This window comes from Sphingomonas sp. LC-1, from assembly GCF_025371035.1.
Classification (GTDB): Bacteria; Pseudomonadota; Alphaproteobacteria; order Sphingomonadales; family Sphingomonadaceae; genus Sphingomonas; species Sphingomonas sanguinis_E.
This window is the reverse complement of the sequence record NZ_JANZXB010000010.1, coordinates 1-25,767: the sequence shown is the minus strand read 5'-3', so window position 1 is coordinate 25,767 and position 25,767 is coordinate 1. Positions and strand designations below refer to the sequence as shown.

The following is a 25,767-nucleotide window of genomic DNA, read 5'->3' as shown; positions in this document are numbered from 1 at the left end:
GGGCGAGGGGAAACCCTTAAGACCAGCTGTTCCCCGGCGAAGGGAGGGGCCCAGTTTCCACGCTATGGCGATGGCGCGGCAAATTGGCGTGGGAGGCTATAGCCACCGATCGACTTTGCCTCCCACTCGCCGCTTCTATTTCCTCTTGGCCTCACCGAAACTGGGCCCCGGCCTTCGCCGGGGAACGCCGAGTGGTGAGGGTTTCCCTTGGCCCTCGACTTCGCTCAGGCTGAACGGAGTGAGGGGGGCTCACCGCCCCAGATAGTGCGCCTGCGCCGCATCGGTCGCGTTCACCGCCAGCACGGCGCGCGCCTCGCTGGGCGATAACGGGCCGGACGGCGTCGGCCGGTCCATGCCGCTTGCCGCGATCACCCGGCCGAGCAGTTCCTGACCCTCCTGCCACCAGCCGAGACCGCTGGCGGCATTGATATGCCCCTGATGCCCGGCATCGACGAAATGGCTGCCCCAATCGACCGCGAGGCTGTGCGCGCGTTCGATCGAGATCCACGGATCGTCCTGGCTGGCGACCAAGATCGAGGGGAAGGGCAGTGGCGTGCGCGGCGAGGGCGCAAAGCCCTTCAGGCTATCCGGCGCGTCCGGTCGGTCGACATCGGCGGGGGCGACCAGTAGCGCGCCGGCCACCGGCCAGCCATAGGGTTGCGGCGACAGTTCCGCCCACCACGCCACCGCCAGACAGCCCAGCGAGTGCGCCGCCAGGATGACCGGCGCCTGCGCGGCGCGGATCGCCTGATCGAGCCGGGTGACCCAGGCATTACGATGCGGGGTCGACCACATGCCGAGTTCGACCCGGATCGTGTCGGGTCGCGCCTCTTCCCACAAACTCTGCCAGTGCGAGCGGCCCGAGCCGCCCAGGCCAGGTACGGTGAGGACCGTCGGTTTGCGGGCCTCATAGGATGCGATCGAACCCATATGGCTTCTCCTTGGCTCCGGCTCGGGCGAACGAGGCTGCGAAATGCCGACGACTCCCGATTCCGACTATCAAATTTATTCCTACTAAAAAGATAGGCAATAGCCTTTACGCCCAGTGGATCGCGGCTTGCGACAGACCGATGCGGGGGGTAGGGCGGGCCATGGCCAAACAGCGTGTCGATCAGATGCTCGTGGATCGCGGACTCGTGGAATCCCGATCCCGCGCACAGGCGCTGGTGATGGCGGGGCTGGTGTTTTCGGGCGATACGAAGATCGCCAAGCCTGGGCAGCAAATCGCGCAAGACGCCGCGCTCGACGTGCGGGGGCGCGATCACCCCTGGGTGTCGCGGGGTGGGATCAAGCTGGCCCATGGGCTCGAACATTTTGGCTGGGACGTGACCGGCGCGGTCGCGATCGACGTCGGCAGTTCGACGGGCGGCTTCACCGACGTCTTGCTGCAAAAGGGTGCCGCGCGCGTCTATGCGGTTGATAGCGGCACCAACCAGCTTGCCTGGTCGCTCCGGCAGGACCCGCGCGTGATCGTTCATGAGCAGACCAGCGCCCGCATCCTGACCGAAGCCCATATCCCCGAGCCGATCGACATCGTCGTCTGCGACGCCAGTTTTATCGGCCTTGCCAAGGTGCTGGAACGCCCCCTGAGCTTTGCCGGTCCCGAAGCGCGGCTGCTCGCACTCATCAAGCCGCAGTTTGAGGCGGGGCGCGACGAGGTCGGCAAGGGCGGGGTGGTCCGCGACCCGGCCGTGCATGCCCGCGTCTGCGACCAGGTCGTAGCCTGGCTGACCGAAGCGGGGTGGGCGGTTGCGGGCGTCACCCAAAGCCCGATTACCGGGCCGGAGGGAAATATCGAGTTTTTGGTAGCCGCATCCCGAAATTGAACGTCACGGCGCATTTAACGTTCACCTTATCCGTTTACTGTCCGGTGCCGGTACGGCACACCCGGCAGCATCATGGCGAAAGAGGGTCAATTGGGTACGATTGCGTCCAAGGGTCAGTTGCGGATGTCTTTCCTGCGCTGGGCGATCGTCATCGTGCCCCTCATCCTGTTGCTGGGTTTCGCATCCGGGCGCTCCGTGCCGGCGGGCAGCGAGAATGGCTGGTACATGGCACTGACCAAGCCTGAACTGACGCCGCCCGGCTGGGTGTTTCCCGTCGCCTGGACCGCGCTCTATGTCCTGATCGGCTTGGCGCTGGCAATGATCGCCCATGCGCGCGGCGCCACGGGGCGGGGTGTCGCCATCGGCCTGTTCGTCGCGCAGTTCGCGCTGAACCTGGCCTGGACGCCCTTGTTCTTTGGGGCACATAGGGTCGGGCTGGCGCTGTTCGTGCTGGTCGCCATCCTACTCCTGTCCATCGCCACCACCGTCGCATTTTCGCGTATCCGGCGCGGGGCGGCATGGCTGATGGTGCCGTATCTTGTCTGGTTGTCCTTCGCGGGAGTGCTCAACTGGCGGATCGGCCAGCTTAATCCCGACGCGGAAAGGCTTGTGCCGAGCGCCCAGACCTCCCAAATGCTGTGAAACGATTTTTGGGAATTTGATCATGCAGGCCGACAACAAGCTGTTCGACGATTTCGCCAAGGTGATGAACGGCCTGGCCGGCACCGTGGCGGGCATGGGGCGTGAAGCCGAAGCCAGCGCCCGGTCGCGTGCGCGGGAGTGGATCGGCGGTCTGGATTTCGTCAGCCGCGAGGAATTCGAAGTCGTCAAGGCAATGGCCGTCGCCGCGCGTGACGAGGCCGACGCGCTGAAGGCCCGTCTGGATGCGCTGGAGGCGCGGCAGACCGTGGCGACGACGAGCGGGGTTGAATCCTGACCCGGCCAATCCCTTCCGATCGCTGGTCCGGCGTGCGTCGCCGGACAGCTATCCACAGATTTCGGCGTCGCGCTGCTTGCAGCTTGGCCATACGCGGTGCAACCTGCGGCGGTCTGGGTTTGTTCGCAGGGGCCTGTGATGCTTGAATCGACCGATCATGAAGCCGATGACTCGGCCCCCATCGATATGCTGGAAGCGTATTTCGCTGCCCATGGGTGGGAGCATGAACGTCATGACGAGGAAATCGTCGCGACGGTAAAGGGCAGCTGGGCGAGCTATGAGCTGCGCGCGCTGTGGCGTGACGACGATAGCGTCCTGCAATTCCTGGCTTTTCCCGATATAAAGGTTACCGAGGATCGCCGCGCCAGCATCTATGAGGCGCTGGCCCTGGTCAACGAGCAGCTCTGGATCGGCCATTTCGAACTTTGGTCGAACAGCGGCATCCTGCTCTACCGCCACGCCGCGATGGTCGATGGCGGCGAAGACGGCACGATTTCGCTCTCGGCAACCGAATTGCTGGTCGAATCGGCGATCGAGGAGTGCGAGCGCTTCTACCCCGTGTTCCAGTTCGTCCTGTGGGGCGGCAAGACCCCGCGCGAGGCGCTGGCCGCCGCGTTGATCGAGACGCAGGGCGAAGCTTGAGGAGCGTCGCGTGAGCTTCCCGACCGGGCCGATCTGGCTGATCGGATGCGGCAACATGGCCGGAGCTATGCTGCGACGCTGGCTCGATGCCGGATTGGACCCCCGCCAGGTCACCGTCATCACACGCAGCGGACGCGGCGCGCCGGAAGGTGTTCGCTCGCTGACCGCTCTGCCCGTCGATGAGACGCCGACGACCTTGATGCTGGGGTTCAAGCCTCAGCAGCTTGACGACATTGCGCCCACGCTCGCCCATCTTCGTCCCGCCCTGCTGCTGTCGATCCTGGCGGGCGTCGAAGAGCAGGCGCTGGCGTCGCGGATCGCGGCGCAGGCGATCGTGCGGATGATGCCGAACCTGCCGGTCGCGATCGGGCAGGGCGTGACGGCGCTCTATACCCGCTCCACCGATCCTGCCGTCCGTGCGGCGGCGGAGGCATTGGCGACACCGCTGGGGATCGCGCCTTGGATCGAGGATGAGACGCGGTTCGATGCCGTCACCGCGCTGGCGGGGTGCGGCCCGGCCTTCGTGTTCCGCTTCATCGATGCTCTGGCGCAGGCCGGGGTTGGCCTGGGACTGTCACCGGAACTGGCGCAGCGGCTGGCGCTTGCGACCGTCGACGGGGCAGGGGCCATGGCGATGATCGCCGATGCCCCACCCGCCGTGCTGGCGGATCGGGTGGCAAGCCCTGGCGGATCGACTCGCGAGGGCCTGAACATATTGGACGCGGGCGACGCGCTGTCGAAGCTGATGGCCGAGACCCTGGCCGCATCGGAGCGGAGAAATCGCGAAATGGCGGCGGCCGCTCGACGGTAGGTCGGCCTTCGCCGGCCTGGGTTGTTCCAAGCTCCGCCACAGCTTCTCTGACGAAGGCGAAGACGGATTGCCCCGTTCCCGGGACCGGTCGGGCCTCGCGCCATTCCTTCTCTGCTCGGGGAAGAAGGGCACGAGGACCGTTCAACCCTTCGCTATCGGTGAAAATCACCCGTCATTGACGCGCAAATCCTCGATCCGGGCACGTTCCTGCTCGGGGATGAACCCTTCCAGCACGGTCCAGAACCCCGTCACCGCCTGCTGCCCCGCACGGGCATAGGCCTTGGACAACTTCTCGCGCAGCGCGTCGAAGAGCTCGGCTTCCATCTTTGCGCCCGCCGGGGTCAGGCGCAACAGTCGCTGCCGCCGGTCGCGGTCGCCCGGCCGGGTCTCGACCAAATCGCGGGTCGCCAGCTCGTTGAGCACGCGGCCAAGCGACTGTTTGGTGATCGCCAGGAGCGATAGCAACTCGCTGACCGTCATGTCGGGCTTGCGGGCCATGAAGTAGAGCGCACGGTGATGGGCGCGGCCCAACCCTTGCGCGGCGAGACCGCGATCGATCGATCGCACGAGGTGACTATTGCCGAAATACAGCAATTCCATCCCCCTGCGCAGTTCAGGTTCGCGGAGAAATTGTGCCGATGCGGACTGGTTCGAGGCAGCCATGTTGACCCGTCTAGACACAGGGCCTAGGCCACGGCAACCCAAAACAGAGAGTTGACCATGGAAGCGCCACAATCCCTTACGTTTCGGTTCGATCCTTGTGCGACCCCGGTCGCGGCGAGCGAGCGGACGGCGCGTCTGGTCGATCCGGGCTTCGGACGGGTCTTCACCGATCACATGGCGCTGATCCGCTACAGCGACGAGAAGGGCTGGCACGATGCGCAAATTACCGCACGCGCGCCGCTCAGCGTCGATCCGGCGGCCTCGGTCCTGCACTATGCGCAGGAGATATTTGAGGGGATGAAGGCCTATCGGCTGGCCGATGGCGGCACCGCCCTGTTCCGGCCCGAGGCGAACGCCCGGCGTTTCCAGGATTCGGCGCGGCGTATGGCCATGCCCGAGCTGCCGGAAGAGCTGTTCCTCGAATCGGTCGAACGATTGGTCGAGGTGGAGCGCAACTGGATTCCCGAGCAGGATGGCGGTGCGCTCTATCTGCGTCCGTTCATGTTCGCGAGCGAGGTCTTCCTGGGCGTGAAGCCCTCGTCCGAATATCTCTACATGGTCATCGCCTCGTCGGTGGGCGCCTATTTCAAGGGCGGCGCGCCCGCCGTGTCGATCTGGGTCAGCCAAGGCTATACCCGCGCGGCTCCCGGCGGCACGGGTGCGGCCAAATGCGGCGGCAATTATGCCGCCAGCCTGCTCGCTCAGAAGGAAGCGATCGCCAACGGGTGTGATCAGGTCGTCTTCCTCGACGCGGTCGAGCGCCGCTGGGTCGAGGAACTGGGCGGCATGAACGTCTTCTTCGTGTTCGACGACGGCAGCCTCGTGACCCCGCCGCTGACCGGCACGATCCTGCCGGGCATCACGCGCGATTCGATCCTGACCATCGCGCGCGCGCAGGGCCTGACCGTGCGCGAGGAGCCCTATGCCATCGACCAGTGGCGTGCGGATGCCGCCAGCGGTCGCTTGGTGGAGGCCTTTGCCTGCGGAACCGCGGCGGTCGTCACCCCGATCGGCAGCGTCGCCGAGCCTGCCGGCCGCTTCACCATCGGGAGCGGCGGCCCCGGCCAGCTGACCACCCGCCTGCGCGACCAGCTGGTCTCGATCCAGCGCGGCCAGGCCCCGGATCCGCACGGCTGGATGCGCCGCCTGGGCTAACGATTTTCCCCGCAATAGGGGCTTTTCAAGAGCGGCGCGCCCGGTATAAGGCGCGCCTCTCCACTGGGGCGTCGCCAAGCGGTAAGGCAACGGTTTTTGGTACCGTCATACGCAGGTTCGAATCCTGCCGCCCCAGCCATCTGTCTGAAATCCCAGCCAATTGGCTGCTAAGTGTTTGAAGGCGCTGGCTGACTATCAGGGTCGGCCGTTGGCACCTGCACAATTGTGCATCGGATTGTGCCAATGCGCTGGCCGGGAAGGCCGCGGTTTTGGACTGTCTTCAACACGTTTACCGGCGCGGGCACATTTTCTGGTGGCGCCGAATTCACCGTTTATTGGATAATGGCACCCTAGATGTTCGGCTGTCGCTGCGGACCACCGACCGGAAGGCAGCGCGCAACATGGGGGCGGCGCTCACGGCGGTGACGCCGAGGGTGCTGGAGATGCTCGACAGGCGGGCTAAGCAGAAGACCGATATCACTGAGCAGGAGCTGCAGGCGATCGCTAAGGCGATGTACGAGGAGCGGCTGGCCGAGGTGTGCACCCTGCAGCGATCGACGCCGTACGATGTCGAGAACCACTCGGTCGCCAATCTGGCCTTCATCGATTATTTCGAGCGCCTGAAGAACCAGGGGGGCCATATGTCCTTCCTGCCGGGCGAAGAGCGCAAATTGGAGGCGGAGGGCTGGCGCGCGCAGCGGATCGCCGATCTGCGCTCAATCATTGCGATGCGCGAGGAGCGCGGTGTTAGTCTGATCCGGCCAGACGAGATCGATCGCCATCTCGCCGCTGCGGGTTTCGCAGTCGATGACCGGCTGCGCTGGATGCTGGAGCTCGCCCTCTACCCGGCCTACCGCGACGTCTATGCCGCCGCAGAGGCGCAACTTCGAAGTGCGGCCACGCCCGGGACGGTGGCGCCTGGCAATTCGGCCATGCCTGCACCGCCGCAGCCGTCGCCTTCGCCGGTCGCTGGCGTTCATCCTTCACCCGTCGGTGGGGCTCCGGCGGTGCCAGAGGATTGGCTGCATTGCACCCCGGTCGAGGCAGCAGAGCGGATGATCGCCACGACGCCCCGCCTGCTGGAGCATCGCAAGGGCGGCAAGCGGGAGAAGGATAGCGTCGGGGAACAGACGCTGCGCCAGATCCGCTGGGCCGCCGTGCTGCTGCAGAAGTCGTTGTCGCCCGGCACGCCGATGTGGCGGGTCACCAAGGCGGACATCGTCAAGCTCGACAAATGGTTCGACCGGCTCTCCGTCAACTATGGCAAGGCGGCTGGAGACCACGATCTCGGGCAAAGCCTGGAGCAGGCGGCGGCCGCGTTCGCCGATCGAGTCGTGAATGGCGACGTGCCGATAGACCAGATCGGCTTGTCCACCGGCACCGCCAACAAGCATTTCAACAAGCTTGGCCAGATCCACAGCTTCACGCGCAAGGCGGTGGTCATCGCCGAGCCGATCGACTTCGGCGAGTTCACGGCCCCGATCGATAAGGATGAGCGTGAAGCACGGCTGCGCTACACCCGGGAACAAGGCGAGGCGATCTTCCGCCTGCCGCCATGGACGGGCTGCGTCGGCGTCGAGGAGCGACTGAAGCCCGGCCCCAAGGTCATCCACGATGGCCTGTTCTATCTGCTGCTGCTCGTCTGGTACACTGGCGCGCGGCGCGAGGAACTGGCGAAGCTGATGCTTGACGATGTCGAGGAGCGGCATGGCATCGACTATCTTCTGATCCGCCCCACCATCACGGGGCGGATCAAGAACAAGTCCGCCCGGCGCGTGATCGTCGTTGCCGACGAGCTGATCCGGCTCGGCTTCCTCCGCTATGTCGAGGCGATGCGCGCGGCCGGCGAGACGCTGCTGTTCCCCGAGTTCGTGCCCGGCGGCGATACCAAGCGGAAGCTGGGCGACGTCTTCTACAAGCTGTGGTGGATCTATATCGCGCCGAGCGTGCCCGATCGGAAGCGCGGCCAGGCGATGCACTCCGCCCGCCACACCGTCTCGGACGAGCTGAAGGACCAGGAGGTCTTCATCGAGTTCCGCAACGACCTGCTCGGCCACAAGGGGACCGGTGGCGAGGGTATGACGCGCTATCCAGGACGGGCTTCGCTCGAGAAGCTCAAGGCGACGGTGGCGAAGATCCCGGTCGTGAGCGGTCATCTGCCCGACCAGCGGACCATCCGCCTTTTACCGCCAAACATGCGGCAGGCGCGCCCGACGCGCGCCAAAGGGGACCGCGCATGACGCGCTCCGGGCAGCCCCGGCGGGCTGAACAGAAAATAAGAACAGGGGTGCGCACCAATAAGGAGAAGAGGATGCGCTCCGGCTCTCGCCTCCGCAATGTCGAGCGAGGAAACAGAGTAGCAGGATGGGTGGTGTACAACACCACGGTCCGCCGGGGCGGACCCGCTCCGCGCCGACGGCTTGTCGCAGGGGCAGAGAAGTGAGCAAGGTCGCGACCGACCGGCCAAGCCGTAAGCCACGCGGGAAGCGCGCCCCGCGCGCGAAAACTGGTGAGAGCATCAACATCCGCGTCACGGCCGAGGAGAAGCGGCTGCTCGTTCAAGAGGCAGGTGAAGTCGGCATATCGAAATACGTCCGCAAACGCCTTTTTGAAGGCGGCTTGCGCGATCGAGACGCGCTTCGAGAAATAGCCGTTCTGCACGTGCTCGGGCGACGTATTCGGGATCTGGCCAAAAAGACAGACATCGATGCCGATATCGTCGCCGACACGCTTGGTGACATATGCGCAGCGATCGGGGGCCTGACCGTCGATCTGGACGACGCTAGCGACGGGGCGCTCGCGCCGTGATCGTGAAGCATATTCCGGCACGGCCTGCCGGACGCAACGCGACCATCGAGCGGGCGAGGCACGCCCGCAATCTCGTCGACTATCTTCGACAGCCTGAAAAGCAGAGCGCTGAGAAGGATTATCAGGTCGCCTACATGCTTCGCGAGGGGCTTGGCGATACGAAAGGAGAGCGCCTTTTCCATATCGGTGCGCGCAACTTCGTCAGCACGGATATCGCCGGGCAACGCGCTGAGATGATCGCCATCGCTCAGATGGCAAGCCGCAGTCCCAATCCGATCGATCACTGGCTGCTCAGCTGGCGCGAGGGCGAACTTCCGACGCCTGCAGAGATCGACGAGACAGTGACGATGTTCCTCGAGCACCTCGGCGTCGATAACCAGCCGTGCATCTATGCCTGCCACGGCGACACCGATAATCGGCACGTCCATCTGGCGCTCAATCGATACGATCCGCTGTCGGAGCGGATGATTGAGATCAACGGCGGCTTCACCCGTGAAGCGGCGCATCAGGCGATCGCTTTGATTGTCGATCGGTTCGGATGGCAGGCGGAGGCCGACGCGCGCTATGACGTCGTGAACGGCAGCCTGGTTATGGCGGCCGATGCCGCAGCAAGACAGAAGGCGGGGTGCAAGCCGCTTTGTCCGAAGGCAACGTCGTTTGAGAACCGGACCGGCTATCGCTCCGCACAGCGGATTGTGCAGGAGGACGCGGTACCACGTATCAAGGCTGCGCGGTCGTGGAACGACCTGCATGCCACGTTGGCGGAGGTCGGTATTCGCTACGACATCGTCGGTACCAATGGGGTGACCCTCACGGTCGATGACGAATGCGTGAAAGCGTCCAGCATCGATCGAGCGATCACCCGGACCCAGGTAGAGAAACGTCTCGGCCCATTCGAGCCACGCAGTGAGACGATTCGTGACGTATCGCGTAATCCCAATATTGATCGACTGGCCGAGGCGTTCCGTGCGGACGAGTATCGTGCAGAATGCGAGCGCTGGCGGCAGCAGCAGCAAATACGTCGCGAGCAGCGTTCCTTGCTGGCCGGCCCTACACGGGAAGAAGGCGAACAGGCGCGACCTGCGGTAGGACAAGTTCAGCCACCGTTGACGCGACCGCCGCCAAACCTGGAGAGTTGGTATTACGCGCGCCGAGAAGGTGCTTTTGCAAAGCGTTGGCGACACCGCTTTGACGTGGAAGAGGTACCGCACTTCAGCGGCGTCGCCCAAGACATGCCTGATTTGCCAACTTCAATCGATGGCTATCATGGTTATCCCTGCTCAGACGGCACGCGCTACGCGCGAGGTCCCGAGGAGCCGACGGCATTTATTGATCGTGGCCCGAAGATCGCGATTGTTATACAGGATGACGAGGCCATGCTGGCCGCCCTGCGGCTGGCTGCAGTGAAGTTCGACGGCAAGGTAACGGTCAACGGCAACAAGCAGTTTCGAGAGCGCACGTTCGATATCGCCCAGCGACATGGATTAGGACATGTGCTGGCGGATGCGGATTTGGCGGCCAAGTGGCGAGAGCTTCAGCCGGAAGCTGCATCTCAGGGGCCGAAACCATCAACCGTCGTCCGAAATTTAGATGCGCAAACGGGGGAGAACGGATCACGAGAAATCGACGGTCTTGGTCAATCGGCTATTTCGGCAAGTTTGCAATCGAATACAGCAAGTAATTCGTCGCCAGCAAATGTTTCAGTCAATCCGGCGGCGTTAGAGGTGGCAGGCAGTCAAATTGATCCTGCTTCCGCGCCTCAATCCGAATCCGTGAGTGATCTATCGCGCGCACGGGCGCTGGCTCTTGCTGGCGAACAGCAAGCTCTCAGGCAGCCGTGGAACCGGGCTTTCGCAAAATTGGGCGAAATGGGGCGTCTGCCGTTCTGCGACGAGGCCGGGCGATGGTCGATCAGCACCGAGGGCTTAACCCTAGCTGAGTGCCGAGCGCTGTCTGCCCCAAGCCAAAATTCAGAGACGCAGAAGCGATTTGCTGAAATGAATGCTCATCGCCTGGAGTCTGAAGCGCCGATGACCGAATCCAGCCAAGTTAAAAAGCAAAGCGTTCTTGAGCTCGGGCGCATGGTGTCTGCCGGCAATGATGTCGACCCAACCCATTCCCACAAGGACGTGCTGGCATCGGCAAGGCTAAGTAAAGCCAAGGATAATTTAGGCGAAGAGCTACCTGAGCGGGGAACGAGAGGTAAAGAGCGATAATGGCTATGCGGTCATTATCCATAGCTGCGTATATGGACATCCCTTAGCGGCGAGCGTTTACGATTATCGCGGCATGCCCGAGGGCGGTTTCCGGCATTCGACCTCATCTGAGGAAAGGGCAACTGGCGACCAGAGCCGGTCATTCATGGATGGTTCGGTGAATGTCCGGTCCTGATGGAAGCTGCCGTTCAGAATGCTTGAAACTGCCAGTCGACAGTGCGTCTTAATATTGGCAGTGCCAGCATCGTCATCCCCGGCCTAAAACTGAGAATGGATCAGCCCAATCCAGAAAGTTAAATGCCCATCCGCTGCGACCTCGCTAAGTACGAACGACCTGCCGAGCTGTAGCACGGTATGGTATTGCACCAGTCGCGGTAAGATCGAGGTGATAGCGGCGCGCATCGAGAACTTCCATTAGCTTGGTTTCATCCGCAACATTGCAGAGAAGTCTCCCGTTTAACTCCTTGAAGCGAATACCCTGAGCTGCTGCGAGGTCTTCGATCACGGCGCGCTGAATGTCATGAAGATTGGGATTGCTGGCGATTGAATGTGCGATTCGCGCCAGCTTCGGATGCCGAGCGATTTTGACTTTTATCCGAGATAGGTCGAGGAACGGTACGGCATCATGTATTTCTTGGACTTTTGCGGCGGCCGACGCGGCAACGCGCTCAACAATTTTAGCAACTTGCTCTGTTGCTCGCGGCTCTAGAATAAATACGTTGTCGGCAGAAATAAGAACGTCGAATTGCCGATCTAATCGAAGCACGCGCTCCTCGATGAGTACGAGCGTATTGTCTATCAGGCGAACTAGTTTGTTTTGAGCCCCTAGGGTGGCTTTTGCAGTCCTGGCCTTCTTAACCCCGACCATGGTCCGGCCTTCGCTATCCACAAATTTTGCGAAGTAATAATCGAGTTCGGCTAGGTGGTTTTGTAGGTCAGGTAATTCCGGCAGAGCGCCGCTGTCATAGATTTCTGACATAGTCTCAAACAGTGGCAAATTTCGTGGGGCATACACGCGACGCCTCTCGCCATAGTCTTCTGAGATATCGTGAAGCTCCCAGTCGCCCTCAATCGCGTCAAAGCCGCTAACCGTGTCGCCAAGGATCGTTTTCAGAGCATCTTGTACCCCGCCATCCGTCGGAATAAAGAATCGCTCACCGTGCTTCAGAGTGGCGCAGAAGTCGACAGATGCGATATCGCCAGTATTGAATTCGTCGTTGATCATTTAGCCTTGTCCGCCAAAACGAGTCCACCGAGACGATAGCCGGTCAGCATCTCTCCATCTGAGATTGCGCTGCGCCGTGAGATGATAACCCAGGTGTCGGTGGGCTTGGGTCCGAGCGTATCCGCCCCCGCATCTGCCTTGACTGTAAATATACTGTAGCCGAAGAGCGCAAATACGAAATTCATGTAGTGAAGTCGCATATGCCAAAAAAGAAACATGACCATAATAAACGCTACGATAGCTACCGATAGCTGGCGCTTATCGTCAACGTTAGATTGAAAAAGAGGGATAAGCATTGCGAAGAGATAGGTAAGAATATGATCCTTCGGATCCTCTGCTTTCACCACCCTCAATGTTCTCACTGTGTTCTTTGCTACACTGCGAGACCAAAATGCCCAAAGAGCAAGAGTGGGAGCTAGAAACAGCACTAGGCAAGCGAGCGTAAAGTACGTTTCGTCCACGGCCTTGGTCCCGCGAATAGCCCAAAGTACGAAAACAGGGCTGAGGCTTGACCAGACTAGGATGAATCTTACGAACAATAGGCTATCACTTGCTGCTGTCATATGTGTTCCTCATGGCCGAGTTTGCACCTAAATTTGAACCAACGCCAGTCACGATTGCAGACAGTGTTGCGCGAGCCGGAGAGGCCACCGTCGGATGTCTCTTTTTGCCGAGACCCGCCGATCGTCAAGGTGCAGGGGAACGGCGGCGAAGTCCTTAAAAACATCGATCCCGCTTTCGGCAGCAGTCGACCAGCTCAAGACATTCAGCGTCGTTGATGTGAGCGTCGGCTTTCTGCTGAAACCCGCCATTCCGGTCGCCCATACCGGCCGGTCGGCATTGCGCCCTATAATCGGCCGTTCAGGTATCATGCCTCTCGTCAAGGAAGCGGCCATTGCGTTATCGCGGCGGTGATATCACTCTGATGCCAACGTCGCTCCCGGGGAGGCAGACTGTGCTGATCAACTGGTGCTACAAGGGGATCGCGGAGTCCGCGGACTTCGACGATGCCATGGCCGAGCGCGTCGTCATGGAAACTGGACTGATGAGCAAATGGATCACCGCGCATAGCGGTCTCTCGCTCGCGTCGGTGCAGGGCCCGCAACAAACTGCCTTGTCGGCCTTCGCGCTCGATGACCACGTCAACGATTATGACGCGGTAAAAGACTTCACTCCCTATATCTCGCTCGGCGCAGGGTGCATGGAATATCAGGGTCCGGGCGTTCCGCCGGTGCCGTTCCCGGCGCTCGCGACCGCAGCGGAGTTCGCCACAACCTGGGGTACGACCTCGGGCTACGTCTTCAGCCTTTGGGTGGTGACCTCGCCGCAGGAAGCCTCGGATCTTCCCGGCCTGGCCGAGGAAGTGCGCAACCTCCGCCTGTTCTCGCACTTCCATTATTACCATCACGAGGGCGAGATCGCCGCCAAGCTCTATGTGCCGCGTCGTCAGGTCGAATGCGTTTTCAAGGTGGACGCGCTCGGCAATCCGATTGCCGCCAGCTGGACCGGCGGCGGGTCAGTACTTGACAACCCCGAGTTTGTCGGACCCAATGCCATCTCGAATGTGATCGCTGCGCTATGAGGCTCGCCGGCACTGAGGCATGGGGCGAGGACCGTATTGACGCGGCGCTGGCGTTCAGCGCCAATCTTCCATCGTCTGGTGCTGCGATCCGCAGGTTGCTCGCCGAACGGCCGCGTCGCCCGCGTCGCGATGTCGAGGGGTCCCCAGACCCGACGGACATGCCTTATAAACGCGGCGATGCCGCAGCCCTCGCCTTCGCGACGGGCCGCATATCGGCCGGTCTTGCAATTGCCGGCGCGCTGTTCGAGCCTCAGGCAAGGCTGACGATGATGCAGCGCATCTTCACGGCCACGTTGGGTGCGATCGCCGGCACCGTTGCGGTTCAGATAAGGGGCGAAGGGCTGGTCATAGCGGCTTATGAAGGTCAGGGGCATCTGCTCGTGTCGCTTGGCCAGCACACCTTGGTCGAGCGGCGCCGGCTGGCCGATCTCGCGATACCGGCCGCCTATGCCTCGCTTCAGCTCCGCACGAAGATCGGGCGGCTTCCCGACGACGGGTTCACGCAGGCTTTTCGCTTCGGCGTTCGCGACCCCTTCACCCGTTATTCGCTGTTCGGTCAGGCGGTCAAGGGGGCTGAGCAGGCGCCAAACCTGGTTCCAATCGTGCTGATTGGCCGCTTCCTCGAATATGAGACGTATATCGGGATGCTGCAGTCCAATCAGAGAAGCTGGGCGAGGCTGGCGTTCCGGGGGCCGCTGATCGACTGGCCGCTTCTGGCGATGCTCGTCGGGCTTCACCGCGCGCAGGAGATGCCAGAGGATAGTGATTTCGCGCTTGGGCCCGGGACCCGATTCCTCCAGAGTCTCGCGCGGGAGATCGCCGGCGCGGCACGCGCTGAGGCATGAGGCGCCTATGAGCGAGCTGTTCCAGGCGGTGGAGTTTCCACCCCTCAAGGTGACCGGCGAGCGTCGTACGCCAAAGCGATGCTATGTCTATGCGCATCTCGGGCCCGGGCGGGTTCCCTTCTACATCGGCAAGGGGACCGGCACGCGCGCTTGGTCGATCGACCGCGATGCGCATTGGCACTGGTTCGTGCGCACGCGCTGCGACAGTGCCTATGAGATTGTGATCCTGGCCGAGGATCTAGATGAGGAAGACGCGCTCGACCTGGAAGAGGCGCTGATCGCGGAGCATGGTAAGACCCTCACCAACTGGATCAACCCGGGCCGCCAGTTCGACTATGCCGCGCTCGACCGTTTCCATAAACTGCGCGACGCAAACACCAGCTTCATTTCCGCTACCCGTCCGCTCGAGACGAGCGACCCCGAAGCTGCGATCGCGCGCTACCGGCAAGCGATCGAGCAGATGCATCAATATTGCGCGATCACTTATGAGACCGGGCTGGTCGCGGAGCTGCGCAACGAGATCGGCCATCCGGCGCATGGCGACATAGCCGCGCTTGACCGCCTCACGCTGGTACTCCGAAAGCTCGGGAGGTACGCCGAGATCGCTGAAGCGGTCGACGCCTATTTCGAGCGTTATCCCTCTTGGGTATCCCCCAATCATACCGTCGTGAAGCGCCGCGCCGAGGCGGGCGCGATTCTTGCCGGCGAGCGCAAGGCCCCGCGTCTATCCGTGCTTAAGGCACGCGCCCGCAAGACTGGGAAGGTGCCAGAGGAGGAACTCGCGCCGATCCTGATGAAGGCGCGCCGCAGCCGTGCGCCGTGGGACTGGATGGTCGCGGCCAAGCTCTGCCGTGCGCACCATGATCATGATCGCGAGATCGCGTTGCTCGAAGAATTCCTGAGCGGCCCGCGCGTCCCGGGGCGCTCCTGGCTGGACGTGGAGGAGCGGCTGTTCAAACTCAGGGCGATGCTGTCCGCCTGATCGAGCGCGGCGCGATAACGCCGCGACACAGGAAGCGCCCTTGGCCGGCGACGCCCGGGCGGGCGGCATGCGCCCGGGCCATGGGGGCCAGCCGCCCGCACACCCGGTGCAGGCGAGTGCGCCCGTGAGGAGGAGCCTCCGTGTGTGGCTGAACGAAGGTGCGCGTAGGCGAAGGCAAACGGCTCCAGGGGCCGCGGTCAGCCCTTCGGTTGTCCGCGACTAGCGCGGATATCTGCGCCAAGTACCTGAGCGCAGTCGAACTAAATGCGTTTCAGGTTCCGACAACATGTTCCCTTCGGCGGTAGGATGCGCCATCAACCACTATAGGACTAAAAATGGCGCCACTTCTGATGCCCGACCCGACCCAGGTTTGTGAGGATGCCCTGCGCGCCGACAAGGCATACAATGTCGAGAATGCAATCCTGCCCAGCGAAAACAAGATCATCGACCGCTTGCTGGCCCGGCGTGTCGAGCTAGTTTCGGCCTATGCCGAGATCTACGAGAAGCTGCACGACCGGGAACATGGGATCGCGACGATCCTGGGCATCGTCACTAACGTGGCAGCGTTCTGGAACCCGCAGAAGGTTGCGGATGCGCGTGACGCGCGTGTCAGACTCCAGAAGGTCAATCACGAGATTGCGGAGCTGGCAATGGACCTTGCCGGTCTGCTCGAGGAGCGCTCGGAGATCGGCAATAGCTCGGGCTTTGCCAGCGACACCCATTATCACATCGCAGAAGTGATCGATGCGGCTTCGAGCGACAACGGCTTCTACCGGTTCCACCTGCGGGACGAGTTAAAACCGTTGAAGTCGCAATATGATCTCAAATATTGGCCGAGTCTTGCCGAGGTTGTTCGGGTGATCGGCCAAGACGCGGGTGACGCGGACACGAAGGCGACGGACACGCTGACCCGGGCGGCAACGACGGGATCGCGCGGATCGCGTGCCGACTTTTTCAAGGCGTTTTTCCAGCTGATCCGGGAAAATGGAGACGCCAATCCCGGTCATCTTCCGAGGAATTTCAGGCTCAGCGATGAGACCCTTGCCTCGCTGGCGAATTGCGCGCTCCATCTGGGGCCTGATGATCTGGTCGATGGAGCCTATGTAAAACGGCTGCGCCAGCGGGCACGCGAGCGCCGCCGGTGATATGAACTGAGGTAGATGCAAAGGCAACGGCTCGGGCCCTTGCCGACGGGGTGTCCGAGCTTAATTCTTGATCATGACCGACTTGCCGAAGCGACATCATTGGCTTCCGATGTGCCATTCCGAATTATGGGTGGACGGCGAAGGGTGCGTCACGGCCATCACCGGCAAAGGGGAAGTTCGGCGGACCCAGCCGATCAACACGGCTGTGATTGGCCATTATAATTCGATCCGTCTGCCTGATGGCACAAAGGACTCGTCGCTCGAGCGCTTCTTCGCCAATGAAATCGAAGGACCGGTTGCCCCTGTCCTGGCGCGGGTGGGAGGCCAGAAGCGGCGGGACCTGGCCCTGGAAAGCCGGTTCGATCAGACGGTCCTGGCTCGGAACAAGCGCCTGATCGAGCGTGACGGCTTCTTCGCCGATCGAAAGGCGTATTCTGTCGCCTTTTCGGCGGCCGATCGACGGGCGCTCACCCGCTATATCGCATCGCTGATCGTGCGCGTGCCCAGCTACAAGGATGAGCTCAAGTCGAGTCAGATGCTAGAGAATGTGGCAGCGGTGCTGGGGCTCGCGCCGGACGCAGCCCGCTTCCAGACCGACTTGCTGCATGTCGATATCGTCCATCGGCATTTGAAAGACTATGCCGAGCGGCTCGAGCATTGCGGGTTCGTGTTCTTCGATGCACCTGAGGGGACCGAATTCATCATCGGCGATACACCTGTGATCCCGGCAGTGCTTGGCTTTGGCGACGCTGAGGCAATGTGCCCGATCACACCCAAACGGGCGTTGCTCATCGTGAGCAACTATCGGGCACCCTTCGCCGATCGCATCGGCGTCTTTCGGGCGCGCCCGCCCTCGGTCCGAGCATTCAACAAGACCATGATCCAGAATGCCGAGCGCGAGATCTTCTGCCGGTCGCCATTCCCGATCGACGTGGTGACCAAGCATCTCGGTTCGCGCCAGATCCGGCTCGCCCCTAATATCGAAACAGCGGCGGGCGAGCATTCCGCCAAGGGGCCGATGCTCGATCGCCCCGTCGCCGCGCCAGAAAGCCAAAACAGGACCAACAGGAAGCATGACGATAATGAGCGACGAACCGGTTTGGGCGCCTGAGCAGGTCAGCCTGTGCGCGGCCTGCGCCAAGCATCCCGAGGTGAAGGCGCTGGTTGAGAGCGACATAACCGAGGGCGTGTGCGGCGCTTGCGCGTCATCCGACAAGGGCGTGTTCAACCCCGCGCGATTTGAGCCGCTGCGCAATCTCATCCGCGCGCTGATCCGGCTCCACTTCAATGAGGAGGACTATAACGGCCATTGGGGCGGCACCTCGATCGACGACATCCTGCTCAACCAGGAGAACCCGATCATCGCGGTCGCAACGTCACCCGACTATAATGACGACTTGATTCACCGGATCACCTGGGAAGGCGAGATTTATCCGGACCCCGACAAGGGCATCTGGCTTTACGCCGGCAACGACGATCGTGCCGGCCGGCTGATCCAATTTTCGATTCCCGAGACGATCAACAGCGAACTGCGTGACATCGAGTTGCGGCTCAACCGGGAGAATTTCCACAGGGTAGAGCCGGCGATGGAGGCGCTCGTCGGGAAGATCGAGGGCGACATCGCTGCCACCGTAGCCGCGGGCTCTCTCTGGTATCGCGGGCGCATCGGCGTGACGGAGCAGGCCACCCATATTGGCGACCGCGAGATCGTCCGGGTCGCGACGCCCTACAAGGGTGTGGAGATCAGCGCCCTGCCGCCGCCGCGAGCCTCCGCCGGTCGAACCAACCGGCAAGGCGTTTCCGTCCTGTATATCGCATCCGAGATCGAGACCGCGCTTGCCGAAATCCGGCCGCATCCAAGTCATCTAATATCGGTGGGCGGGTTTCGCACCACGAGGGACCTGCGTGTGGCACGGTTCGACCTCCCAATCGCCCCGTTCTCGTCTTCCGACACGCGCCTGGACCTGTTCGCGCTGATCTATCACATCGACTCTTTGCTGAGCGCGCCGGTGATCCCGGAGGAACGGCATCGCTACGCCGCGACACAGCTCCTGGCCGACGTCCTCATTCGGCACGGCTTCGAGGGCGTCATTTACCGCAGTTCGGTGGGCAACGGCATCAATCTGTGCGCTTTCGATCCCTGGGCATTCGAGTATGATGAGAGCACGTCAGCGGTGAAGCAGGTCGACCGGCTGCATTATGATTTCTCCGACGTCGCGACCGCGATACCAACTCGCGGCAGCTAGGGCACCCTCACCGATCATTCACTGGCAATCGCCGCACCAGCCAGGCGGGCAGTGGCTCGGTGCGATGCAGCGCCATCGTCGGCCCGTCATAAATTTTGCAGAGGTGCCGCCAGAGCGTGCGCGCATGGCCGCCTGAAACCTACCAGTCTGCAACCGGCCGAGGTTCGTCTTTCCGCGATGCCGGGCGGGTGAACATTGAACGTCGGCTTCTGACACGAGCTGCCGTTCAGCATGTCGCGAGCGAGTGGGGGAAAGTCCCAACTTAGGCCGCTCCTCGCACATCAACGATCGGCTTCTTTCGGGAAGCGGCAAGGGCTGCGTGAGTGACCAGGAATGATTCCACGGGCAGGTCTGAGGGTTCTGCGTGCCCGCTGTCGCCCCCTGGTCTTCAAGGCGGAGTGCCAACGGCGTCCGCAGCGTGTTGTGCTTCACCTATTACGTAAAGCTCGATCGCGAAATCTTGGCAATCTCGCGACGCAGGGTCGATAATCGCCCCCAGATTGAGCTAAGATGCGCATATGAACTATTTCGGCCGGCGGTGAAGCTCCGACTCAGCGACAGCTGGCTATCTCGGATCGACTTTAAGTTGCCGGACGATACCGTTCAGGGCGGCGGTGCAACCCTGTGCGCGGCCGATGTCGTGATCCGTCCCGGCGGAGTTCCAGAACATGTCGAGCGGCCAGCGCTCTGGGCAATGCGCGATCAGGCAGCGCAGCGCGAGCCGCACCTCGATGGTGTCGACCTTGCCCTTGCCCGACCGCGCGGCGGCCGCGCGCAGGATGTGGAGCGACAAGTCTATGATGATCCGCTGATGGCGCGACATGGCCGATCAGTGGAAGTCGCGCGACTTGATCCGCACCACCTGTTCGGGGTCCTGGCCATTGGCGTGCGGTGGCCAGTAGCTGTCGCGCGGGCCCGGTCGCCAGCCCGCATCGCGCCGGTCGGGCGACCCGGCATGGCGCGCACCGTCTCCCCGGCCGGTCGCATGGGGGAAGTCCATCTGTCCGACCTGGGCGAGCAGCCCGCCATGGTCGATGATCCGGTCACAGATGACGTGGATGACCAGACCCTCGCGCTGCACCCGGCCCTTCATCCCGATCATTGCGGCGGACATGACGGTGCGGCGCTGCGCCTCGAACCGGTCGGGCCAGAGAATGCCGTTGGCGATGCCGGTCTCGTCCTCAATGGTGATGAACAGCACGCCCTTGGCGCTGCCGGGCTTCTGGCGGACGAGGATGATCCCGGCGACCTCGACGTGGCGGCCGTCCTTGATGTGGGCAAGGTCGGCGCAGCGGACGATGCCGCGGCGGGTAAGATCCTGCCGCAGGAAGGCGAGCGGATGGGCGCGCAGCGACAATTGCAGCGCGCGGTAATCCTCCACTACCTCTCGGCCCTCGGTCAGCGGGCGGAGCGAGACGTCCGGCTCCAGCCCCTCCGGGCTGAACGAGGCTTGCCGCGCATCGGCGGCGGCGAACAGGGGGAGGGGGGCCTCGCCCAAGCCCTTCACCTTCCATAACCCCTGACGGCGATCCTCGCCCAGCGCATGGAAGGCATCCGCTTCGGCCAGTCGCTCGATCGCTGCACGGGGCACGCCCGCACGCCGCCACACCTCCTCGACCGACTGGAAAGGTGCGTCCCCCCGTGCCGCGACGATCGCCGCACCATGCGCATTGGCGAGGCCGCGCACCTGGCGCAGTCCGAGCCGCACGGCGAGATAGCGGCCGCGTGTCGGTTCCAGCGTACAGTCCCAGCGGCTGGCGTTGATGCAGGCCGGCCGTACCTCGACGCCGTGCTCGCGCGCGTCGCGTACGACCTGGGCGGGCGCGTAGAAGCCCATTGGCTGGGCGTTGAGCAGTGCCGCGCAAAACACGTCGGGATGATGATGCTTCATCCAGCAACTGGCATAGGCGATCTTGGCGAAGCTGGCGGCGTGGCTCTCGGGGAAACCGTAGGAGCCGAAGCCCTCGATCTGCTTGAAGGTCCGTTCAGCGAAGTCGCGGGGGTAGCCGCGCGATACCATGCCCTCGACCAGCTTGTCGTAGAAGTGGCTGACCCCGCCGGTGAACTTGAAGGTCGCCATGGCGCGGCGGAGTTGGTCGGCCTCGACCGCGGTGAAGCCTGCACCGACGATCGCGACCTTCATCGCCTGTTCCTGGAACAGCGGCACGCCGAGCGTCTTCTCCAGCACCGCGCGCAATTCGGGGCGTGGATAGTCGGGCTTCTCACGCCCCTCGCGCCGGCGCAGATAGGGGTGGACCATGTCGCCCTGGATCGGGCCGGGGCGGACGATCGCGACCTCGATGACCAAGTCGTAGAAACGCGCGGGCTTCATCCGAGGCAGCATGCTCATCTGCGCTCTGGACTCGATCTGGAAGGTGCCGAGCGTGTCGGCCTTCTGGATCATCGCATAGACGTCCGGATCGTCGTCCTGGAGGTCGGCCATGCCGACCCGGATGCCCTTGGCTTCCTCGAGCATATTGAAGGCGCGGTTCATGCAGCCGAGCATGCCGAGGCCGAGCACGTCGACCTTCATGAATTTGAGCGCGTCGATATCGTCCTTATCCCATTCGATGACCTGCCGGTCGACCATCGCGGCGGGCTCGATGGGGACGAGATCATCAAGCCGGTCATGGGTGAGGACGAAGCCGCCGGGATGTTGTGACAGGTGGCGCGGTACGCCGATCAGCTGGCGCGACAGCTCCAGCGCCAGGCGCAGCCGCCGGTCATCCATGTTGAGGCCGAGCTGGGTAACCTGTTTCTCGCCGACGCCCTCCTGGCTCCAGCCCCAGATGAGGCCGGCAAGCGCCTTGGTCAGATCCTCGGGCAGGCCGAGCGCCTTGCCGACCTCCCGCACCGCACCGCGGGCGCGGTAGCGGGTGACGACCGCAGTTAGCGCGGCATGGTTGCGCCCATAGGTGTCATAGATCCACTGGATGATCTCCTCGCGCCGTTCATGCTCGAAATCGACGTCGATGTCGGGCGGTTCGCGGCGTTCTCCGGAGACGAAGCGCTCGAAGAGCAGCTCATGCTTGATCGGGTCGATGCTGGTGATGCCGAGCACGAAGCAGACGCAGCTATTGGCGGCCGATCCGCGCCCCTGACACAGGATGCCGCGCCGCCGGCTTTCTGCGACGATGCTGTTCACGGTGAGGAAGTAGGGCGCGTAACCCAGTTCGCAGATTAGCCTGAGCTCGTGCGCGATCTGGTCGCGATAGGCTTTCGGAAGTCCGTCGGGGAACATCCGTGCGGCCGCCTTCTCGGTCAGCTGTTCGAGCGCGCCTTGCGCGGTCAGCCCCTCGACAACGCGTTCGTGCGGATATTGGTAGCTGAGTTCGCCGAGGTCGAAGGTGCAGGCGCGCGCGATCGCGGCGGTGGCGGCAATGGCATCGGGGAAGGCGGCGAAGCGCCGCTCCATCTCGGCCGGGGATTTGAGGTGCCGGTCGGCATGGCGTTCGCGCCGGTAGCCGAGCGTGTCGACGGTGCATTTCTCGCGGATCGCGGTGACGACGTCCTGCAACAGCCGCGCCTCGGGCGCATGGTAAAGGACGTCGCCGAGCGCCACCGCGCGGACGCCCGCCTCGCCAGCGAGCGCGGCGAGATCGTGCAGCCGCAGTGCATCGTCGGGCCGGCGGCGGAAGGCGAGGCCGCAATAACCGCGCGCGCCGAAGGTTGTACGCAGCTCGTCTAGATACGCCGCGGTCGCCGCATCCGCCTCGCCTGGCAGCAGGACCGCAATCAGCCCCTTGTTCCACGCAACGACATCGCTCCAGCCGAGCGTGCAACCGCCCTTGCCAGCACGCGACTTGCCCAACGTCAGTAGCCGAGTCAGCCGCGACCAAGCTGGTTTGTCGGTCGGATAGAGTAGCAGGGCACGCCCATCATTGAGATCGACGCGCGCACCCGCGATCATCCGCACGGCCGTGGCCTTCTGGGCCTCCCACCCGCGCACCAGCCCGGCGACACTGCCCCGGTCGACGATGCCGAGAGCGGTGTGCCCTTGCAGCGCGGCTGCGGCGAAGAGTTCGTCGGGGCTGGATGCGCCGCGCAAGAACGAGAAATGGCTCGTCACCTGAAGCTCGACATAGGTCGTGGTGGGGGCCGCCATCAGCCGAACAGCCCGTGGATGTACCAGCTGAGATCGCCAGTCGCAGGCTCGACCCCGTCGCCGCGGCGAAACAGCCAGAAGCGCGCGCCCGTATCGTCCTCGACCCGGAAATAGTCGCGCACCGCCCAGACCTCGCCGTCGCGCCGCCACCATTCGCCGTGGATGCGCTCGGGACCATCTCCGGCCACCACCGCATGGACCTGCCCGCGCCAGGTGAAGCGGCGCGGCGGTGCGTCGGGGAGGAGGGCGAGCACGCCGGTCAGCGGCTCGGGCCGGCTGAGCAGCCGTACCGGCCGGCGCCAGGTCGGCCAGCCAGTCGGCGCGGCGAGCGGCGGCGCGCGGCGTACCGCGCGTTCGGGCACGTCGCTCTCGACTGGCGCGGCGGTGAACAGCGCCGCCTCGCCCACCCGGCCGGCGATCTGGTCGACAAGCGTCGCGACGTCGGGCACCGCCGCCTCGCCGGTCAGGTCGCCCGCTATCGCGGTAGCACCCAGCGGATCGGTCCGCGTCGCGGCGAGGCGCATCGTCTCGATCCCGTCACCCGGATCGATCCGCTCGATGCGCAGGTGGAAGAGGCGGGCGAGATGCACGACATCGCGGGTCGCGCGCGCGGTGCCGATCGCGAGCCGCTGCTCGCTGCCGTCGATCCGGTCGAGCAGCAGCACCAATGTGCGCACACCGCGCCCGCGCGCCTGCAACAGCAACATCATGTCGGCGAGCAGGTCGGCGATCACTTGCTCAATCGCCTCGGCGGTGCCGATCGGCTCGAGCAGCCGGCGTTTTGCGACCGGCGTCTCCTCGGGCACGATCGGCACGATCGGTTCGGGGACACGCCCCAGTGCCTCGTCGAGGCGGCGGACACTCGCCATGCCTAGCCGCCGGGCTAGCGGCCCGCGCGGCAGCGGCAGGAGATCGGCGATCCGGTCGAGCCCAAACCGGTTCGCCGCCGCTGTTGCTTCCGGGGTCAGGCGGAGTGCGGCAGGAGGTAAGGGAGCCAGCGCCTGTGCCTCTTGTCCGCCGGGAACCAGCAGGATGGCATCGCGACCGAAACGGGCGAGCGCATGAGCTGCGCCCGGCGTGGAGGCGACCGTGACCCGTGCGGTCAGGCCGAAGCGTCGGTAGAACCCGACCAGTCGTTGGCAGAAGCGGGTCTCGCCCCCGTGCAGATGCGCGACGCCGCTCAGGTCCAGCCACAGCCCGTCCGATCCGCTGACCGCGGCGGTCGGTGTCCAATGACGCACGGCATGCAGCGCCAGATCCGCCAGCAACGCCATATCTGCCGCCCGGTCGGCGGGGCGGATGTCGAGATCCGGGATCAGCGCCCGCGCCTGCGTCACCGCCATGCCCGGGGTCAGTCCGAGCGTCATCGCCGCCGGGCAAGCGGCGGCGATGACCTGTCGCTGTCCGATCTGCTCGGCCAATACCATCGGCACGAGGTTCAACGCGGGTGCTGGCCCTGATACTGCCTTGTGCTGGCCCGGTGCGCTGGAGTGTTTGAACGGATGGTCCGCCGCCTCGGACCGGCGACCCAGTTCGCGCATCGGTGGGCGCTGGTGCAGCGGCAGTGCCGCTACCTGCTCCTCCACCGTTGCACGCGCAGCGCCTTGCTGCGCCCAGCGCGCACCGGGACGCCAGCCGCCGCCCCGTGGCACCGAGCAGGCACCAGGGTCATCGTCGACCGGAAGCATAGGCGCATGCCTCGGTTCAGGCAGCGCGCGCGGCCGCTCCAGCCGCCGCAGTCGCTCGATCGCGAGATGCGGCAGGTAGAGCGAGGCGACCCGTGTCATCGCATGCCTCCAAGTCCATTGTGAAGCCCGGGCCACCCCGTTGGCGCGCCAGCTCGACCATCCACCGCGCGCGGCCGACCCCGGGGGCGGGGAGCGGCGTGGACGGTGCACAGGCGATCCGCCACCGTGTCATCGCCGCCGACAGCTCGGTCAGTGGGCAGGTGCCCTGTCGGCGCCAGCGGCGCGAAAGCAGGGCAGGGGTATTTCCCGTCATCGCCGCCAGCTGCAGTCGCCGGGTCGCAACCATGTCGGCGCGCTTTACCTCACCGACGACCGCTGCAAGCCCGCCATGACGCAAGCCATCCTCCATGACGGCCAGAACGTCCTTGTCCTCACGTACCTCAGCGAAGAACAGCGTGGCAGGGCTGAGTCCGGCCTGTTCAAGACCCGGCGCATAGAGGTCGAACCGGGTGAGCGCCCAGAGCACCCGGCGGCCGCTTTGCGCCGCCGCGCGCGCGGCAATCCCAACCGCGAACAGCGTGGCAGCCGCATCGTCGGTAAGGGTCGGTGTCGCCGAAGACGTCTCGTGCAGACCGCCGAGCGCAAGGCCGCCGCCCGTCAATCGCTTGTCTATCGCCTCGATGCCGAAAGGCAGGACTGCACCCTCACCGCTGCGCACAGCGCCTATGGCATCCCGTAGGCGTGCCAGTGTTTCGAGGGGTGGGGCGTAACCGTCCGGTTAGCCGCGTGTTGCCGACTGTCGCGTAGCCGTTGATGTCCTGACCTGTGGTGGTCTCCTTCTGGAGTCCAGAAGGAGGTCAGGAGATGGGGCGGATGGAGGTCATTGCCCGG

Annotated in this window: 24 protein-coding genes and 1 tRNA gene; 17 read left to right on the top strand and 8 right to left on the bottom strand. The window is 63.8% G+C overall.

Annotation, left to right across the window (positions count from 1 at the left end; all coding sequences use genetic code 11):
* Window positions 1-249: 249 nt before the first annotated feature.
* A complete protein-coding gene (locus NZL82_RS14215; RefSeq protein WP_261270413.1) occupies window positions 250-930 on the bottom strand; it encodes an alpha/beta hydrolase in 681 nt (226 codons plus the stop codon).
* A gap of 161 nt (window positions 931-1,091) precedes the next feature.
* Here NZL82_RS14215 and NZL82_RS14210 point away from each other — a divergent pair, with 161 nt between their 5' ends.
* From NZL82_RS14210 to NZL82_RS14190, 5 genes are all read left to right on the top strand, one after another.
* Window positions 1,092-1,826, top strand: coding sequence for a TlyA family RNA methyltransferase (locus tag NZL82_RS14210; protein ID WP_261270412.1), 735 nt, complete (start codon window positions 1,092-1,094; stop codon window positions 1,824-1,826).
* Window positions 1,827-1,949: 123 nt separating this feature from the next.
* Window positions 1,950-2,468, top strand: coding sequence for a TspO/MBR family protein (locus NZL82_RS14205; protein ID WP_261270411.1), 519 nt, complete (start codon window positions 1,950-1,952; stop codon window positions 2,466-2,468).
* Window positions 2,469-2,490: 22 nt separating this feature from the next.
* Entirely contained in the window at window positions 2,491-2,763 is a 273-nt protein-coding gene (locus tag NZL82_RS14200; RefSeq protein WP_261270410.1) for an accessory factor UbiK family protein, read from the top strand.
* 138 nt (window positions 2,764-2,901) lie between these two features.
* Window positions 2,902-3,405 carry a YbjN domain-containing protein gene (locus NZL82_RS14195; RefSeq protein WP_261270409.1) on the top strand — a complete coding sequence of 168 codons (504 nt, stop codon included), beginning with the start codon at window positions 2,902-2,904 and terminating at the stop codon, window positions 3,403-3,405.
* 10 nt (window positions 3,406-3,415) lie between these two features.
* Complete coding sequence (locus NZL82_RS14190; protein ID WP_261270408.1) at window positions 3,416-4,216, top strand: pyrroline-5-carboxylate reductase; 801 nt, start codon at window positions 3,416-3,418, stop codon at window positions 4,214-4,216.
* Between the two features lie 165 nt (window positions 4,217-4,381).
* Here the strand turns inward: NZL82_RS14190 and NZL82_RS14185 are convergent, their stop codons facing one another.
* Window positions 4,382-4,879, bottom strand: a complete 498-nt coding sequence (locus NZL82_RS14185; RefSeq protein WP_261270407.1) for a helix-turn-helix domain-containing protein — start codon at window positions 4,877-4,879, stop codon at window positions 4,382-4,384.
* Window positions 4,880-4,936: 57 nt separating this feature from the next.
* On the opposite strand from NZL82_RS14185, the gene NZL82_RS14180 reads away from it, so the two are divergent.
* From NZL82_RS14180 to NZL82_RS14160, 5 genes are all read left to right on the top strand, one after another.
* On the top strand, window positions 4,937-6,034 hold the full coding sequence (locus NZL82_RS14180; protein WP_261270406.1) for a branched-chain amino acid aminotransferase: 1,098 nt from the start codon (window positions 4,937-4,939) through the stop codon (window positions 6,032-6,034).
* 64 nt (window positions 6,035-6,098) lie between these two features.
* Window positions 6,099-6,173 (top strand) — tRNA-Gln (locus NZL82_RS14175).
* 262 nt (window positions 6,174-6,435) lie between these two features.
* A complete protein-coding gene (locus NZL82_RS14170; RefSeq protein WP_261270405.1) occupies window positions 6,436-8,274 on the top strand; it encodes a hypothetical protein in 1,839 nt (612 codons plus the stop codon).
* A gap of 199 nt (window positions 8,275-8,473) precedes the next feature.
* Window positions 8,474-8,842 carry a plasmid mobilization protein gene (locus NZL82_RS14165; protein WP_261270404.1) on the top strand — a complete coding sequence of 123 codons (369 nt, stop codon included), beginning with the start codon at window positions 8,474-8,476 and terminating at the stop codon, window positions 8,840-8,842.
* Complete coding sequence (locus NZL82_RS14160; RefSeq protein WP_261270403.1) at window positions 8,839-11,058, top strand: relaxase/mobilization nuclease domain-containing protein; 2,220 nt, start codon at window positions 8,839-8,841, stop codon at window positions 11,056-11,058. The genes NZL82_RS14165 and NZL82_RS14160 overlap by 4 nt, the downstream gene beginning before the upstream one ends.
* A gap of 319 nt (window positions 11,059-11,377) precedes the next feature.
* On the opposite strand, the gene NZL82_RS14155 is transcribed toward NZL82_RS14160, so the two are convergent.
* Together NZL82_RS14155 and NZL82_RS14150 are read right to left on the bottom strand one after the other, a co-directional pair.
* Entirely contained in the window at window positions 11,378-12,283 is a 906-nt protein-coding gene (locus NZL82_RS14155) for a DUF4868 domain-containing protein (RefSeq protein WP_261270402.1), read from the bottom strand.
* The gene (locus tag NZL82_RS14150; protein WP_261270401.1) at window positions 12,280-12,744 is read right to left on the bottom strand and encodes a hypothetical protein; all 465 of its coding nucleotides are present in this window, start codon (window positions 12,742-12,744) and stop codon (window positions 12,280-12,282) included. The genes NZL82_RS14155 and NZL82_RS14150 overlap by 4 nt, the downstream gene beginning before the upstream one ends.
* A 196-nt stretch (window positions 12,745-12,940) precedes the next feature.
* Here NZL82_RS14150 and NZL82_RS14145 point away from each other — a divergent pair, with 196 nt between their 5' ends.
* The 7 genes from NZL82_RS14145 to NZL82_RS14115 all read left to right on the top strand — a co-directional run bounded on the left by NZL82_RS14145 (window position 12,941) and on the right by NZL82_RS14115 (window position 19,083).
* Entirely contained in the window at window positions 12,941-13,198 is a 258-nt protein-coding gene (locus tag NZL82_RS14145; RefSeq protein ID WP_261270400.1) for a hypothetical protein, read from the top strand.
* Between the two features lie 40 nt (window positions 13,199-13,238).
* A complete protein-coding gene (locus NZL82_RS14140) occupies window positions 13,239-13,865 on the top strand; it encodes a hypothetical protein (RefSeq protein ID WP_261270399.1) in 627 nt (208 codons plus the stop codon).
* Window positions 13,862-14,710 carry a hypothetical protein gene (locus NZL82_RS14135; RefSeq protein ID WP_261270398.1) on the top strand — a complete coding sequence of 283 codons (849 nt, stop codon included), beginning with the start codon at window positions 13,862-13,864 and terminating at the stop codon, window positions 14,708-14,710. Before NZL82_RS14140 ends, NZL82_RS14135 begins: the two co-directional genes overlap by 4 nt.
* A 7-nt stretch (window positions 14,711-14,717) precedes the next feature.
* Window positions 14,718-15,692, top strand: a complete 975-nt coding sequence (locus NZL82_RS14130) for a hypothetical protein (protein WP_261270397.1) — start codon at window positions 14,718-14,720, stop codon at window positions 15,690-15,692.
* A gap of 350 nt (window positions 15,693-16,042) precedes the next feature.
* Window positions 16,043-16,837: a hypothetical protein gene (locus tag NZL82_RS14125; RefSeq protein WP_261270396.1), complete on the top strand. Its 795-nt coding sequence runs from the start codon at window positions 16,043-16,045 to the stop codon at window positions 16,835-16,837.
* Window positions 16,838-16,910: 73 nt separating this feature from the next.
* A complete protein-coding gene (locus tag NZL82_RS14120; RefSeq protein ID WP_261270395.1) occupies window positions 16,911-17,948 on the top strand; it encodes a DUF4238 domain-containing protein in 1,038 nt (345 codons plus the stop codon).
* Between the two features lie 109 nt (window positions 17,949-18,057).
* Window positions 18,058-19,083 (top strand): RES family NAD+ phosphorylase, encoded by a 1,026-nt coding sequence (locus NZL82_RS14115; RefSeq protein ID WP_261270394.1) that lies wholly within the window; start codon window positions 18,058-18,060, stop codon window positions 19,081-19,083.
* A 565-nt stretch (window positions 19,084-19,648) separates the two neighbouring features.
* Here NZL82_RS14115 and NZL82_RS14110 read toward each other — a convergent pair.
* Genes NZL82_RS14110 through NZL82_RS14095 form a run of 4 tightly spaced genes read right to left on the bottom strand, consistent with a single transcriptional unit; the run spans window position 19,649 to window position 25,594 of the window.
* Entirely contained in the window at window positions 19,649-19,906 is a 258-nt protein-coding gene (locus NZL82_RS14110; protein ID WP_058732891.1) for a hypothetical protein, read from the bottom strand.
* Between the two features lie 6 nt (window positions 19,907-19,912).
* Window positions 19,913-23,188: an error-prone DNA polymerase gene (locus NZL82_RS14105; RefSeq protein ID WP_261270393.1), complete on the bottom strand. Its 3,276-nt coding sequence runs from the start codon at window positions 23,186-23,188 to the stop codon at window positions 19,913-19,915.
* Window positions 23,188-24,975, bottom strand: a complete 1,788-nt coding sequence (locus NZL82_RS14100) for a DNA polymerase Y family protein (protein WP_261270392.1) — start codon at window positions 24,973-24,975, stop codon at window positions 23,188-23,190. Before NZL82_RS14100 ends, NZL82_RS14105 begins: the two co-directional genes overlap by 1 nt.
* Window positions 24,893-25,594 carry an ImuA family protein gene (locus NZL82_RS14095; protein ID WP_261270391.1) on the bottom strand — a complete coding sequence of 234 codons (702 nt, stop codon included), beginning with the start codon at window positions 25,592-25,594 and terminating at the stop codon, window positions 24,893-24,895. Before NZL82_RS14095 ends, NZL82_RS14100 begins: the two co-directional genes overlap by 83 nt.
* Window positions 25,595-25,767: the final 173 nt, after the last annotated feature.